General features: G+C 57.3%; 14 protein-coding genes. 10 read left to right on the top strand and 4 right to left on the bottom strand.

Annotation, left to right across the window (positions count from 1 at the left end; genetic code table 11):
• Positions 1–11 precede the first annotated feature (11 nt).
• Both METFOR_RS03340 and METFOR_RS03335 read left to right on the top strand, forming a co-directional pair.
• Positions 12–260 (top strand): hypothetical protein, encoded by a 249-nt coding sequence (locus METFOR_RS03340; protein ID WP_015284687.1) that lies wholly within the window; start codon positions 12–14, stop codon positions 258–260.
• Entirely contained in the window at positions 260–613 is a 354-nt protein-coding gene (locus tag METFOR_RS03335) for a hypothetical protein (protein ID WP_015284686.1), read from the top strand. Before METFOR_RS03340 ends, METFOR_RS03335 begins: the two co-directional genes overlap by 1 nt.
• Here the strand turns inward: METFOR_RS03335 and METFOR_RS03330 are convergent.
• On the bottom strand, positions 578–1,072 hold the full coding sequence (locus METFOR_RS03330; RefSeq protein WP_015284685.1) for a C-GCAxxG-C-C family (seleno)protein: 495 nt from the start codon (positions 1,070–1,072) through the stop codon (positions 578–580). The two genes, METFOR_RS03335 and METFOR_RS03330, sit on opposite strands and share 36 nt — an antisense overlap.
• 16 nt (positions 1,073–1,088) lie before the next feature.
• Positions 1,089–1,613 carry an OsmC family protein gene (locus tag METFOR_RS03325; RefSeq protein WP_015284684.1) on the bottom strand — a complete coding sequence of 175 codons (525 nt, stop codon included), beginning with the start codon at positions 1,611–1,613 and terminating at the stop codon, positions 1,089–1,091.
• Between the two features lie 260 nt (positions 1,614–1,873).
• Here METFOR_RS03325 and METFOR_RS03320 point away from each other — a divergent pair, with 260 nt between their 5' ends.
• The 8 genes from METFOR_RS03320 (at position 1,874) to METFOR_RS03285 (ending at position 9,987) form a co-directional block, all read left to right on the top strand.
• Positions 1,874–2,131 carry a 4Fe-4S binding protein gene (locus METFOR_RS03320; protein WP_048110786.1) on the top strand — a complete coding sequence of 86 codons (258 nt, stop codon included), beginning with the start codon at positions 1,874–1,876 and terminating at the stop codon, positions 2,129–2,131.
• A gap of 17 nt (positions 2,132–2,148) precedes the next feature.
• Positions 2,149–2,559, top strand: a complete 411-nt coding sequence (locus METFOR_RS03315) for a molybdopterin dinucleotide binding domain-containing protein (protein ID WP_015284682.1) — start codon at positions 2,149–2,151, stop codon at positions 2,557–2,559.
• A gap of 2 nt (positions 2,560–2,561) precedes the next feature.
• Entirely contained in the window at positions 2,562–3,938 is a 1,377-nt protein-coding gene (locus METFOR_RS03310) for a formylmethanofuran dehydrogenase subunit B (protein ID WP_015284681.1), read from the top strand.
• 1 nt (position 3,939) lies between these two features.
• The gene (locus tag METFOR_RS03305) at positions 3,940–5,670 is read left to right on the top strand and encodes a formylmethanofuran dehydrogenase subunit A (RefSeq protein ID WP_015284680.1); all 1,731 of its coding nucleotides are present in this window, start codon (positions 3,940–3,942) and stop codon (positions 5,668–5,670) included.
• Positions 5,671–5,679: 9 nt separating this feature from the next.
• On the top strand, positions 5,680–6,486 hold the full coding sequence (locus tag METFOR_RS03300) for a formylmethanofuran dehydrogenase subunit C (RefSeq protein ID WP_015284679.1): 807 nt from the start codon (positions 5,680–5,682) through the stop codon (positions 6,484–6,486).
• Between the two features lie 90 nt (positions 6,487–6,576).
• Positions 6,577–7,332 carry a SagB/ThcOx family dehydrogenase gene (locus METFOR_RS03295; protein ID WP_015284678.1) on the top strand — a complete coding sequence of 252 codons (756 nt, stop codon included), beginning with the start codon at positions 6,577–6,579 and terminating at the stop codon, positions 7,330–7,332.
• A gap of 167 nt (positions 7,333–7,499) precedes the next feature.
• Positions 7,500–9,398 (top strand): molybdopterin biosynthesis protein, encoded by a 1,899-nt coding sequence (locus METFOR_RS03290; RefSeq protein ID WP_015284677.1) that lies wholly within the window; start codon positions 7,500–7,502, stop codon positions 9,396–9,398.
• Positions 9,399–9,528: 130 nt separating this feature from the next.
• Positions 9,529–9,987: a ferritin-like domain-containing protein gene (locus tag METFOR_RS03285; protein WP_015284676.1), complete on the top strand. Its 459-nt coding sequence runs from the start codon at positions 9,529–9,531 to the stop codon at positions 9,985–9,987.
• A 136-nt stretch (positions 9,988–10,123) separates the two neighbouring features.
• Here METFOR_RS03285 and METFOR_RS03280 read toward each other — a convergent pair whose 3' ends face one another.
• Complete coding sequence (locus tag METFOR_RS03280; protein WP_015284675.1) at positions 10,124–11,380, bottom strand: Coenzyme F420 hydrogenase/dehydrogenase, beta subunit C-terminal domain; 1,257 nt, start codon at positions 11,378–11,380, stop codon at positions 10,124–10,126.
• Between the two features lie 2 nt (positions 11,381–11,382).
• Positions 11,383–13,449, bottom strand: coding sequence for a formate dehydrogenase subunit alpha (gene fdhF / locus METFOR_RS03275; protein WP_015284674.1), 2,067 nt, complete (start codon positions 13,447–13,449; stop codon positions 11,383–11,385).
• Positions 13,450–13,559: the final 110 nt, after the last annotated feature.

Here is a 13,559-nt window from a genome sequence, read left to right as displayed (position 1 = left end):
ACGGGGATACTATGAGAGGGGCTGATGAAACGATCCCGGATTTCTCCGATCTCACCTGCACGAACCTGATGATACGGCTTAAAATGCTCCTGAAAAAAGCCCCCGACGGGACCCCGGTGGTCTGCTATGTCCGTCGTGACCAGAAGGATACCGTGGAGACGCCGTTCTCCCGCTCCGGGTACGAGGTAAAGGTCCACAAGGCCGATACCAACCGGTACCGCGTGAGCCTCACAAAGTGTGAAGAGGAGCCTGATCTCTGATGACTCCAGCGCCTTTGGTTTCATCGGTTGTTATAACATTCACCCGGCACGACCGGTGGTACTGCATATTTTCTGTTGCTGACAGAGAGGAGGAGTTCCTCTATTATACGCACCATGACAAGCCCCTCCGCTCGCTCATGTTCGGCGATCATTTTGTCGATCAGTTGCCCGGGCTGATGAAGAAGGAAGACCTCTGCATTGAGTGCGGGCTGGGGCTTTCGGTGAAAGGAGGCGTAGCGCTTGACGACGGGGACCTTATCGCATGGCACTGCACGGTGGAAGAGGCAAATGCGATTCTCACCGCGTTACAGGAAACGTCAGGAAACGAAGGGAAGCGGATTTCCCTGTTCTGAACCGGTCCCGGTCTCCCTCAGGATGATCCTTGCAACCTCTTCAGCTATTTCCCCGGTAAAGGAAATGCACTGCTGCATGTGCTCGGGGGATTTGAGTTTCATGCCACGGATCAGGGTCCGGCAGCAGAGGCAGCCATGCCTTCTGGCAAAGAGCGTGTGGAGTTCCCGGCACAATCCGAGGCAGCGGTCGATCCGGGGGTCGCCGGGCTGGTCCCTGCCAAAGACCATGCCAAGGGCCATAACACCCCCGGTCACGGCTCCGCAGGAGCACCCTGATCCACCGATGCCGATGGGAAAACCGGATGCGAGCCGTATGACCGATTCCGGATAGCCGAGGGAAAAGCCGTCATTGATGGCTTTTACAATCGCTTCGGAGCAGTAGAATTGGCCCGTCCGGTAATATTCTTCTGCGATCTTTCGGATCTGCGCAGGATCGGCCGGCCGGACAGGTTCCCGCATAAAGACCTCAAAAAAGCTATTTCTGGAACCGGACTTCTGCCTTCAGGGCAATCGCGTTCCGGATGGTGAACATGCCCATGCACCGTTTCAGGGCATACTCCTTCAGGTCCTGGACCTGCGCATCGGTTGCGTCGCCTTGTACATCCATAAATACTCGGTATTCAGAGATGAGCGGATCGTTCCCGAGATCGAACTGGACCGTATAGTTGAGGTCGGCTTCCACACGGGTCTTGACCGATGTGAGTTTCAGGTTACGCATTGCTGCTTCCGTCACAAACGTGCTGGAATAGCAGGCCGCAAACCAGAAGAGGCCGAATGCCATCGGTCCCGGGCGGCAGGCCGGACCGGCGAAGTTCGGATGGCTTGCTTCCATCGTGTATGTGCCGTCTTTTACCTTAACGGTTGAGCGGAACTGCGGACCACCCTCATCAAAAAGCCAGTCGCCCTCGATCTTTGCGGTGAACTTTGCTTCGTTGGGATCCGTCTGGATCTCCTTTTTGTAATCGGTGACTTGTTTTGTGTCAATGTTGTTCAGGCCCATGGTGTTAACCTCTGAATGACATTGGTTTCCGCTGGTAAAATAATTTGTTAACCTTTCCCCATATCTCAACTTTAAAGATTTACCATCTCCGAAAGCGAAACTGAATGACCTGTAACTATTATTTTTTCTCATCGTCGGGGATTCATCCCCATGGTAAGAATATTCAATGAATGTTGATCAAGAATTCAAAAGGTTTATTAATTTCAGTAAACTAACGATCGATAATAACAAAACAAATTAACTTTACCTGTGTGATGTGCATGGCGTTTTCAGTACATGTCAATATGAACCGCTGTACCGGTTGCGGGAACTGCGTGGTCTCCTGCCCGGTGAACGCGCTCGAGCTCTACACGCTCGACCCGGTAACGAAGGAGAAGATCTACCATGTGAAGGACGGCAAGTCCATCAGCATGGATGTGAACATGGAGCTCTGTGCCGGCTGCGGTGTCTGCGTGGGCGCCTGCCCGTACGGCGTGATCACCCTTGCCGGTAAAGGCCAGGCGGGCGTGTTTGTCTGATGGATGGAGGATATCGCATGCCAAAGATCGAACTCAACATGATCACCCAGCGCTCCATTGAGGAAGGCGCTGCTATGGAGAAGGGCAAGACCAACCCCGACTACTTCGAGGCCTGCTCCATCTGCGAGATGAACCCGGAAGACATGAAGCGTGCCGGCATCTGGAAGAACACTAATGTCCGCGTTACGAGCGAGTGCGGAACCGTGATTGTCAAGGCAATAATCCCCACACAGTACGTGCCCCCGGGCCTTGCCCACATCCGGCAGGGTGTCTGGGCCAACCAAGTTGTCCCGCCCCGGACCCAGTCCACCGGTACCCCGCAGTACAGCGGCTTCCCGGTCACTATCGAACCCGCTCCCACCGAGCGGCTGAAATCTGCCCTTGAGCTTGTGCAGGGCGCTGTCGGGCTCTGGAAAGGAGGTAACTGACTATGCCAAAGACCATTAAAGGTGTAGGATGCCCGTACTGCGGATCGTCCTGCGATGATATCGAAGTCGTTGTCAGCGATGACGAGACCAAGATCCTGGAAGTGCACAATGCCTGCATCATCGGCACCAACCTCTTCCACCACGCAAACGACCCGACACGACCCCGGCTCCCGCGCAAGCGCCAGCCTGACGGTTCCATGAAGGAGATTCCCTACGAAGAGGCGATCGACTGGATGGCAAAGACCATGCTCGCAGCAAAGAAGCCCCTCATCTACGGCTTTGGCTCCACCAACTGCGAAGGCATGAGCGCCGTAGCCCGGATCGCGGAGAAATCCGGTGCCGTGCTCGACAACTGCGCAACCATCTGCCACGGCCCCTCGTTCCTTGCGATCTTCGACAACGGGTACCCAAGCTGCACGCTGGGCGAGGCCAAGAACCGTGCCGATGTCGTGGTTTTCTGGGGCTGCAACCCGATGCACGCCCACCCCCGGCACACCTCCCGGTACTCGATCTTCCCCCGCGGGTACTTCACCCAGAAGGGCCAGATGCAGAGGACCGTCCTCTCCATCGACCCGCGTGAGACCGACACCGCGAAACTTGCCGACCATCACCTGATGCTCGACCAGGGACATGACTATGAACTCTTCGATGCGTTCCGGACCGTCCTCCGGGGTTTCGATATTCCCGATGTAGTAGCAGGGATCCCTAAGGAGAAGATCAAGCAGTCGGTCGAGATCATGAAGAACGCGAAGTTCTGCATGATCTTCTTTGGCATGGGTTGCACGCACACCGATGGCCGCAACCACAACATCGATGCCGCAATCAGCCTGACCCGCGACCTCAACAACCATACGAAGTGCTCGATCATGGCAATGCGGGGCCACTACAACATTGCCGGCCCCGGCCAAGTCTGGTCCTGGCAGTTCGGCTTCCCGTACTGTATCGACCTGTCGAAAGGCTCTCACGCCCACATGAACCCGGGCGAGACGAGTTCGGTCGACCTCGCGATGCGCGACGAGGTTGACTGCTTCGTCAATGTCGGTACCGATGCCGGCGCCCACTTCCCTATCCAGGCTGTCCAGCATTTAAAGAAGCATCCGTTCATCACCATCGACCCGAACTTCTGCATGGCAAGCGAGATCGCCGACCTCCACATCCCCGTCCGGATCGCCGGTGTGGACGAGCCGGGCGTTGTCTACCGTATGGACAATGTACCGATCCAGTTCCGGGCGGTCATCAAGGGCCTGCCTGGCGTCCCGAGCGACGAGGAACTCTTCGACCGCGTGTACGAACGGATGTGCGAACTGACCAACACCCAGCCGGTATGGCTTGCGGCAAAGGAACACCGGAAATACCCGCAGAACCCGGCGGTGAGCTGAGATGTCATCAGGAGAAATTATCGTCAAGGGCGGGTTCATCGTTGACCCGACCCGGAAGATTAACGGCGATGTTGGCGACGTTGCCATCAAGGACGGAAAGATTGTTGACAGGGTCGGCTCCTCGGCAAAGGTCATCGATGCCAAAGGCAAGGTCGTCATGGCCGGCGGTGTCGATATCCACTCCCACGTGGCCGGTCCCAAGGTCAATGCAGGCCGCCTGATGCGTCCCGAGGACAAGCTCAGGTCAGGAGACCTGCGGAGCGGTGTCGCGCAGAAGAACGGCTATCGCATGGAGTCCGGGTTCTCGATCCCGAGCACATTCCGGACCGGGTACGAGTACGCCCGGATGGGATACTCGTTTGTCATGGAAGCGGCAATGCCCCCGCTCCTTGCCCCGCACACGCACGAGGAGATCCACGACACCCCCATCATCGATGAGGCCGCCCTGCCGGTCTTTGGCAACAACTGGTTCGTCATGGAGTACCTCAGGAACAACGAGATCGAGAACACCGCCGCCTACATCGCTTGGCTCCTGAAGACCACGAAGGGCTATGGTGTCAAGGTCGTCAACCCCGGCGGCACCGCTGCCTGGGCATGGGGACTGAACTGTCTTTCCATCAACGACCCGGTCCCGTACTTCGAGATCACGCCTGCCGAGATCATGACCGGCCTGATGAAGGCGAACGAATACCTCGGCCTTCCGCACTCCATGCACGTCCACCAGAATGACCTCGGCAACCCCGGTAACTTCCAGGTCACGCTGGATTCGCTCAAGCTTGCAGAAGGAATCAAGGCCAAAAACAAGTTCGGCCGCGAACAGGTTATGCACTCCACCCACCTCCAGTTCCACTCCTATGGCGGTGACGGCTGGGGGACCTTCTGCTCCAAGGCAAAAGAAGTCATGGACTATGTCAACAAGACAAAGAACATCACCATCGACCTCGGCTGCGTAACGCTGGACGAGACCACAACGATGACCGCTGACGGCCCGTTCGAGCACCACCTCCACGGCCTCAACCACCTGAAATGGACCAACGTTGACGTTGAGATGGAGACTGCCGCCGGGATCGTTCCCTATGTCTACGACCCGAACATCAAGGTCTGTGATATCCAGTGGGCAATCGGCCTGGAACTTGCGCTCTATGCAAAGGACATGGACCGCACCTTCATCACCACCGACCACCCGAATGCCGGCCCGTTCACGCGGTATCCCCGCGTTATCAAGTGGCTGATGTCAAAGAAGGCCCGCGATGCAACGCTCGACTCGTTCAAGCACAAGGACAAGGTTCTCGACGCAATCTCCCTCCACAACATCAAGCGCGAACTCTCGCTCTTCGAGATCGCCCAGATGACCCGGTCCGGCCCGGCAAAAGCGCTCGGCCTTGCACACATGTACGGCGGCCTTGCCCCCGGCATGAGTGCCGATGTTGCGGTCTATGACCTCAACGTCAAGGACATGCCCAAAGACCCCGAGGAGATCGAGGATGCATTCCTGCGTGCGGCCTGCTTCATCAAATCCGGTGAGGTTGTTGTCAAGGACGGGGAAGTTGTCAGCAACGGCCACAAGAAAACGGTCTGGGTCAATGCGAAGATGCCCGAGAACCCGCAGGTCACCCGCGATGTCACCGAGGCATTCACGAAGGGCACCTACACCATGGACATCCGCAACTACCCGGTCCGGGACTACCTTGCCCCGCACCCGTTTGTCATCGAATATGACGTGGAGGCCTGAGGTGCAACCATGGCAACCGTTACGTTAAAACCGATCAAGACCCCCGAGCTCATCTTCGAGGGCTACAGTATCACACCCGATGCATTTGCAGGAAAGACCGCACAGCAGATTGCCGGGCTTCCGGGTCACGAGGGCAAGATCGTGACGAGGCTCGGGGACTTCTTTGAGGTCTCCGGTAATGCCGGTGAGACCGCGGCGGACACCGGTATTGTCATCAACGGCGACTGCGCTCGGGTCAAATACATTGGCTCGAAAATGACGGCCGGTACCGTCACGGTCAACGGCAATGCCGACATGTACGTCGGCGGCTGGATGAAAGGAGGAAAGATCCATGTCACCGGTAACGTTGACTCGTTTTGCGGCATCCAGATGCAGGGAGGCGAGATCCTTGTCGATGGCAATGCCAAGAACCATGTCGGCTGCGCATACCGCGGCGACTGGAGAGGCATGAAGGGCGGCACGATCCGGATCAGGGGCAGTGCTGGCAATGATATCGGGACCTTCATGCTCGGCGGGACCATCATCATCGAGAAGGATGCATTCATCCACGTCTCCACCCATGCAGAAGGCGGCACCGTTATCATCAAGGGCGATGTCGAGGGCCGTGTCGGCGGCCAGATGGTCAAGGGCGACATGTACGTGCTCGGCAAGATCAAGTTTATGATGCCCGGGTACCAGAAGATTGGCACGGTCGAGAAGGAAGTCGACGGTGTTACGGAAACCTTCGACCACTATATCGGCGATCTTGGCGAGAGACACCCCAAGAGCAAGGGGCAGGTTGTCTATGCAAACCTGTACCTGAAAGCAGCGGCATGAATGTCGTATCCATCACACACAGTACGGGGTCATCCCGGCAACCACTTTTTATGAATGTTATCGTCATCCTGTTTTCTGGAGTATGCAACAATGACCACAATCGGTAAGGAATTCATGGAAAGGACCCGGTACCCGGATTACTCCACGGTAGACCTTGTCCTCCGCAAGCCGGAACCCCCGCACGAGCTCCCGGTAAAGGAAGGCCAGGAAATAACCCGGCTGCCGGATCCGAAGAGGTTCAAGGCAGGGGTGATTCCCGTAAGAAAAGCCATCGGGACTTGGGAACCTGTCGGGTTCTTCTCGCGATCCTCGGTCACGCTCTCGGAGCTCTCGTATCTGCTCTGGTGTATGCAGGGATTTCGGAAGACCGTGGCGGAGACCATCCAGCTCAGGAACATCCCTTCCAGCGGATCGCGCTATCCGCTGGAGATCTTTTTTGTGGCAAACGAGGTCGAGGGGCTTGAGACCGGCCTGTACCGGTACCTCCCGAAATCCCACAGCATTGTCGCAGAACGGATCGACTCCGACCTGACGATGGAGATGAGCACCGCGAGCCTGAACTTCAAGATCATGACAAGGGCCGCGGTGGCATTCCTCTGGGTTGCCGTACCGTACCGCTCGGTCTGGGCGCTGGGAAACCGGGGATACCGGAGCGCCCTGATCGAGGCAGGGCACAGCTGCCAGAACCTCATTCTCGCTGCGGAGGGTCTCGGCTTCAGGGTGTTCCCTTCGGACATGTTCCATGACGAGCTGATGACAAAACTTGCGGATCTCGACCCGGAGATCCAGTGGCCGGTTTACCTCGCAGCGCTGGGGAAAACCGAAGAGAATGTGACTCTGGCCTGATCACGGCTTCTTTTTTCAATCGGCAACCTTGCGAATTGTTTATTGAGGAACAATGGAATAAACTACATGATATTGATTGCATCCAGCGGTTAACAATGTACTATTGTACTGTGGTGGTGCAGTGGTCGGATATATGATAACGAAACCAGGTTCCAGGGGATCACTTTATGGTAAAACGCTATCTTGAGCTTCGGTCCCTTGCCGAGGCACTGAACCTTTTGACCACCTCCTTTCCCCCGCCCCGGAGGACCGAGAAGGTTCCCCTCCTGCAGGCAGCAGGGCGGGTGGCGGCAGAACCGATCTTTGCAAAGTATTCCGTACCGGAGGTAAACATCTCCGCAATGGACGGTATAGCGGTCAGGAGCCGGGACACGATCAGCGCCAGCGACCGGAACCCGGTCACCCTTGACCACTGCGCACGGGTGAACACCGGCAACATCATCCCGCCGGAGTTCGATGCCGTTGTCATGATCGAGGATGTCTGGGAGTCGGGCGACCGCTACCAGATACGACGGGCCGCGATCCCCTGGCAGCATGTCCGGCCGGCCGGCGAGGACATCAAGGAAAAGAAACTCGTCATCCCCCGGGGCCACCTGATCCGCCCGTTCGATATCGGGGCCCTGGCAACGTACGGATTTTCCACCATCAGGGTTCTTGCCGTCAACGTGGGGATCATCCCCACGGGGAGCGAGCTCGTGCCGCTTGGCGTCAGGCCCGGCCCCGGACAGGTTGTCGAGAGCAACACCGTCATGGCGCAGGTCTTTCTTTCGCAGACAGGGGCCCGGTGCACCCGGTATCCCATTGTCCGGGACGACCCCGATCTCATCCGCGAAGCGCTTAAAAAGGCCGCTTTGGAGAACGATCTCGTCCTCATCTCGGCCGGTTCGTCGGCCGGCACCCGTGATTTTACGGATCCGGTGATCCGCTCCATCGGAGAACTCATCTTTCACGGGGTCGCCGTCAAGCCCGGAAAACCGGTGATGCTTGGGAAGGTCATGGGAAAACCGGTACTCGGCCTCCCCGGCTATCCTCTCGCTGCCCAGACCGTGCTCCGCGAGTTTGCCGCAACCCTGCTGGAGTCCTGGGGATTTGCCCCGGCGCCGAAGTACCCGGTCCGGGTGAAGCTGGCACAAACGCTTACGTCCGACCCCGGGTTTGACGAGTTTGTGCCGCTCTTCATCGGCCGTATCGGAAACACCCTCTATGGCATGCCCCACGGGAAAGGGGCCGGTGTCCAGATGGCAACGATCAAGGCAAACGGGTACACCCACATCCCGGCACCGGTCGAAGGATACGAAGCGGGTACGGACCACGAGGTCTTCCTCACGACCGATCCCGGGTCCATCGGGCGGACACTCTTCTTTACTGGCACGCTTGACCCGGCACTCGAGGAACTGGCAAACCTTGCCCATGACAAGGGTTTGTTCATCCACGCAACCAACCCGGGCAACTTCACGGGGATCCTGGCACTGAAAAACAACACCTGCCATGCTGCCCCACTCGTCCTTCCCGCACAGAATATTCTCGGAATGTCCCAGCCGCTCATGGAGTTCTCCGAAATCAAAGATCTGGGATTCATCCACATTGCGAGGGTGGAGCTTGGCATCGCATCGTGGGAAGGGCTGGGCCTTGAAGATCTTGTGCATGCCCGGTTCATCAATACCCGGAAAGGGACCCCGTCACGGAGCGTGCTGGACACGCTGCTTGCGGCTGAAGGAATAGACCCGGGGAGAGTGAACGGGTACGGGCACGAGGTCCACGGTCCCCCGGCCGTGGCAGCCGCAATCCGGAACGGGTTTGCCGATGCCGGGATCTGCACTTCGGGCATTGCCAGTGCCAACGGGCTCTCGTTTGTATCCCTTGCGCACCAGGATTATGAACTGGCTGTCCGGAAGGAGATGCTCTCCGATCCCCGTATCCTGACACTGGAAAGCATCATCGGGTCGCCCGCGTACACGACACTCTTAAAAACCATCGGGGGCTATGACGCTGGCCTCTCCGGCACCATCCGGGAACTCGGGCAGGAGAATATCCTCGTTCCGGTCTCCCTGCCCATTCAACCGTGACACCTCTCCCGATGATGCGTGGCTGTCAGAACCACTCCCGGCTGCGATGACACCATAACAAGATATATGATAATGGCCGCGATCATCACTACCTGTAATATAAAAATTCTTTCAATTCTGAGGTGTGCACATGAAACCCGAAGATGCAAAGAAGATCCTGTCACTGGCTATTGACCGTGAAGTAGAAGCCTACACGTTCTACCGCAATGTCGCCGACAAGGTAAAAGACAAAGCCTTGAAGTCTCTCTTTGACGAACTTGCCGGAGAAGAGAAGAAACACCGCGAGTTCCTGCAGGGCTTCCTGGCAAAAGATGTCAGCAAGATGAAGTTCGCTGCAGGTCATGATTACAAGGTCGGAGACACCCTCCCGTCACCCAAGCTGACAATGGACTTGAAGCCACTCGATGGCCTTGTCCTTGCTATCAAGAAAGAACTTGAGGCAATGCAGATGTATACCCAGTTTGCCAAGGCTGCTGCAGATGTGGAAACCCAGTTACTCTTCACCCAGCTGGCAAACATGGAGCGGGGGCACAAGGCCCGGCTTGAGGATATTTACACCAACATGGCATTCCCCGAAACCTGGGGATAACGATTTTTTTAACCCCGGTGCAATCTTTTGCACCCGGGTCCTCTTTTCCCGATGTAAAATCCGGAACTGGTAGTCGGGGACTCACGTACCTGATATACGGTTTTCCCGGGAAACGGTGTCAGAAAAAAAGAGGAGATTAGTGTTTCTTGTCCATCGGGTTGAAGACGTTGAGGTAGATCATGTCGCTACCGGTGTTGTGCAACCGTGAGCGTTCCTCCCTTTCCTCAGCATATGCAAGGATCGGAAGTTCCATGTCCTGCCCGGGGGTGTGGCCGAACATCTTCTCCATCTCGACCTGCTGGGAGTGCATGATGAGTGCATTCGGGATCTCGGCTGCGCAGACTTCCTCGCACTGGCCGCAGTTGACGCAGCTCGATGCGATGTGGGCGTACCGGATCAGGTGGAACATGAAGTTGACCGGGAGCTCGCCGGGCGGGACATAGGCCGGGTTCTTGGTCGTGCAGTCGACACAGTAGCAGATCGGGCAGACGTCAATGCACTGGTAGCACTTGATGCACCGGGAGGTTTCGGACATGATCTTCTTTAACCGGTCCTTGCCCTCGCCGAGTGCCTCGAAGTCGTGCTTGCGCCACTTTTCGCCGAGCTTGAGCATTGCGCCCTCGACCTTTCCGCGGATCTCAAGACCCTTGGGGTTGGGAGCTTCGGTCTCAAGGATGCCCTTCTTCTTTGCGCCGTCGATAAGGTTTGCACCCTTCTCGGAGCAGACCTCGATAAAGGTTGCCTTTCCGGCCTTGGGCCCGATGACACCCCAGTTCCCGCAGGCAAGGTCCGCCTGGCGGGGGATCTTCATCTTGCAGCGGCGGCAGTTGGACCTGCGGCCATAGCCTGCTTCTTCGAGCTCGTCAACGGAGATGCCCTTGTGGCCTCCCTCGTACTCGATGATGAACTGGCCCTTGTCGATCTCTTCCTTGTGGACCTTCTCGGGGTCAACATCGTACTTCTCCTTGATCATCTTGCGGGCAATGACCGGGCTGACCGATCCACCGCAGTTGACACCGATCATGATGATGTTGTCAAGGTTGATCTGCTTCCTCTTGGCGAGTTCGTAGAATGCCATTGCGTCGCAGCCCTTGACGGTGACACCGATCTTCTTGTCGGTAGCCCCGTTAAGGAACTTCTTGACAAGCTTTGCCATGAGGAGCGTACCGCAGTGGAGCGACCCGGCGGTCTTGGCAAGGTCCTTGGGGTCGGTGATGAGTACCGGAACTGCATCGTAGAGATCGACACCCTTGGTGACGACGAAGACTGCGTCAACAACCTTGTTCTCGAGGGCATACTTCCAGAGTGCGGTGACCGCACCACCGAGTTCGGCCTTCTTCTGGATCTCTGCGTCACTGGTCCATGCATAGAGCATGTCGCCTTTCTTGGTCATGTTCAGGCCTCCTTGATCTTCTCAACTTTGACAGCGCAGTGCTTGAGCTCCGGCATCTTTGACATCGGGTCGAGCGCGGTGTTGGTCAGGTTGTTTGCACCGTTGGCAAAGTGCATGGGCATGTACATGACTTTGGGGGCAACATCGTCGGTCACGCGGGCAATGGCAATGGACTCGCCACGGCGGCTCGTCACTTTGATCTTCTCGTGCTGCTTGATGCCGAGTTCTTTTGCATCCAGCGTGTTGATCTGGACGTAGTTTTCGGGCACATCGTTGTGCAGGGTCGGGCTCCGGTCGGTCTGGGTCCTGGTGTGGTAGTGGAAGATGATACGGCCGGTCATGAGCGTGAACGGGTATTCTGCATCGGCGACTTCCGCGGGCGGGCGGTACTCGATACCGAACATGGTACCCTTTCCGTCTGCTGCGGAGAACTTGCCGATGTGGAGGATCGGGGTTCCCGGGTGCTCGATGGTCGGGCAGGGCCAGTGGATGGCTTCGGGCTTCTCGATCTTCTCGTAGGTCACGCCGAACTGGCCGGGGGTTACGGAGCGCATGTCGTCCCAGACGTCCTTTGCGGTCTTCCAGTCAAAGCCCTTGAGGCCCATCTTCTTGGCAACCATGCCGATGATCTCCCAGTCGTACTTCGACTCGCCGGGGCCGTCGACTGCCTTCCGAACACGGTTCACACGACGCTCGCCGCTCGTGAACGTGCCGTCCTTCTCGGCAAAGCAGGTGCCGGGCAGGACAACGTCTGCATACTCGCAGCTCTCGGTCCAGTAGATGTCCTGGATGACGAGGAAGTCGAGCTTGTCGAACATCTTCCTGACGTGGTTCGAGTCAGGGTAGGAGACAACCGGGTTCAGGCCCAGGACGTACATCGCCTTGACAACTTCGCCACAGTCATTGATCTGTTCGGTCAGGGTCGAGCCGTACCAGTCGGGCAGGGACCCGGCGGGCATGCCCCATGCCTTCTCCATCTTGGCACGGTTCTCGGCAACGGCAACGGCCTGGTAGCCGGAGAAGACGTTCGGGTATGCACCCATGTCGCAGGCGCCCTGCACATTGTTCTGGCCACGGAGCGGGTTGACACCAACGCCCGGGCGGCCTACGTTGCCGGTGAGCAGGGCGAGGTTGCCCATGGAACGGACATTGTCGGTACCGGTGGTCAGCTCGGTGATGCCGAGACAGTAGATGATGACGGCGTTCTTTGCCTTTGCATACTGGCGGGCGATGTCCTGGACGGTCTCCTGCGCGACACCGTGAATCTTCGTTGCGTCAGCGTACTTCTCGACCATCTTCTTGAGGTCGTCGAAGCCCTTTGTCCTCTCCTTGATGTACTCCTTGTCCTCGAGGCCTTCCTTGATGATGTAGTACATCATGTTGTTGGCAAGCGCAATGTGGGTCGACGGGTTGAACCGGATCCACTTGTCGGCGAGCCGTGCTGTCGGGCTGAACCGGGGGTCAACGACAATGATCGGGATGCCCTTCTTCTTGGCCTGCATGACGCGGCGGCCGGCAAGCGGGTGGGCCTCAACGGCGTTAGAACCCCACATGACGATCAGGTCGGAGTTCAGGACATCTTCGAACGGGTTGGTGGCTGCACCGGAACCGAAGGAGAGCGAGAGACCGGCAACGGAAGGTCCGTGGCAGATGCGGGCGCAGTTGTCAACATTGTTGGTCTGGAAACCGACACGGGCCAGCTTCTGCAGAGCATAGCAGTCCTCGTTGACCGTACGGCACGAGGTCTGGAATCCCAGGGCCTTGGGGCCGTGCTTCTTGGAAACCTCCGTGAAATTCTTGACAACCAGGTCAATGGCTTCATCCCAGGAGGCTTCCTCGAACTTGTCGCCCTTCTTGATCAGGGGCTTGGTCAGCCGTCCGGGCTTCTGGACGGTCTCCCAGCAGGTTGCACCCTTCGGGCAGAGCTTGCCTTCATTGATCGGGGATCGCTTGTACGGTTCGACACCAATGAGCTTGTTGCCCATGGAAACGAGGTTCAGGCCGCAGCCGACCCCGCAATAGGGACATGTTGTTGGTGTGTACTTGAGTTCAGATTTTATGTCTTCCATTACTACTCACCAGGTTTGTTGATCGGTTTTCATACCGGTTGATTTCTGGATTTGTTAAAGAGATTTAATGATTGAACATCAGATCTCTGCCCTTGCATTATATAACCGTT

It is taken from the genome of Methanoregula formicica SMSP, from assembly GCF_000327485.1.
In the GTDB taxonomy this organism is placed as follows: domain Archaea; phylum Halobacteriota; class Methanomicrobia; order Methanomicrobiales; family Methanospirillaceae; genus Methanoregula; species Methanoregula formicica.
The sequence above is the reverse complement of the archived record's forward strand: the minus strand, read 5'-3'. Positions and strand labels throughout refer to the sequence as shown.

Excerpts from the sequence above, each read along its gene's own strand:
- METFOR_RS03330 (WP_015284685.1), bottom strand. The coding sequence starts at position 1,072 with ATGCGGGAACCTGTCCGGCCGGCCGATCCTGCGCAGATCCGAAAGATC.
- METFOR_RS03295 (WP_015284678.1), top strand. The coding sequence starts at position 6,577 with ATGACCACAATCGGTAAGGAATTCATGGAAAGGACCCGGTACCCGGAT.
- METFOR_RS03315 (WP_015284682.1), top strand. The coding sequence starts at position 2,149 with ATGCCAAAGATCGAACTCAACATGATCACCCAGCGCTCCATTGAGGAA.
- METFOR_RS03325 (WP_015284684.1), bottom strand. The coding sequence starts at position 1,613 with ATGGGCCTGAACAACATTGACACAAAACAAGTCACCGATTACAAAAAG.
- METFOR_RS03305 (WP_015284680.1), top strand. The coding sequence starts at position 3,940 with ATGTCATCAGGAGAAATTATCGTCAAGGGCGGGTTCATCGTTGACCCG.
- METFOR_RS03280 (WP_015284675.1), bottom strand. The coding sequence starts at position 11,380 with ATGACCAAGAAAGGCGACATGCTCTATGCATGGACCAGTGACGCAGAG.
- METFOR_RS03290 (WP_015284677.1), top strand. The coding sequence starts at position 7,500 with ATGGTAAAACGCTATCTTGAGCTTCGGTCCCTTGCCGAGGCACTGAAC.
- METFOR_RS03320 (WP_048110786.1), top strand. The coding sequence starts at position 1,874 with ATGGCGTTTTCAGTACATGTCAATATGAACCGCTGTACCGGTTGCGGG.
- fdhF (WP_015284674.1), bottom strand. The coding sequence starts at position 13,449 with ATGGAAGACATAAAATCTGAACTCAAGTACACACCAACAACATGTCCC.
- METFOR_RS03335 (WP_015284686.1), top strand. The coding sequence starts at position 260 with ATGACTCCAGCGCCTTTGGTTTCATCGGTTGTTATAACATTCACCCGG.
- METFOR_RS03300 (WP_015284679.1), top strand. The coding sequence starts at position 5,680 with ATGGCAACCGTTACGTTAAAACCGATCAAGACCCCCGAGCTCATCTTC.
- METFOR_RS03285 (WP_015284676.1), top strand. The coding sequence starts at position 9,529 with ATGAAACCCGAAGATGCAAAGAAGATCCTGTCACTGGCTATTGACCGT.
- METFOR_RS03310 (WP_015284681.1), top strand. The coding sequence starts at position 2,562 with ATGCCAAAGACCATTAAAGGTGTAGGATGCCCGTACTGCGGATCGTCC.
- METFOR_RS03340 (WP_015284687.1), top strand. The coding sequence starts at position 12 with ATGAGAGGGGCTGATGAAACGATCCCGGATTTCTCCGATCTCACCTGC.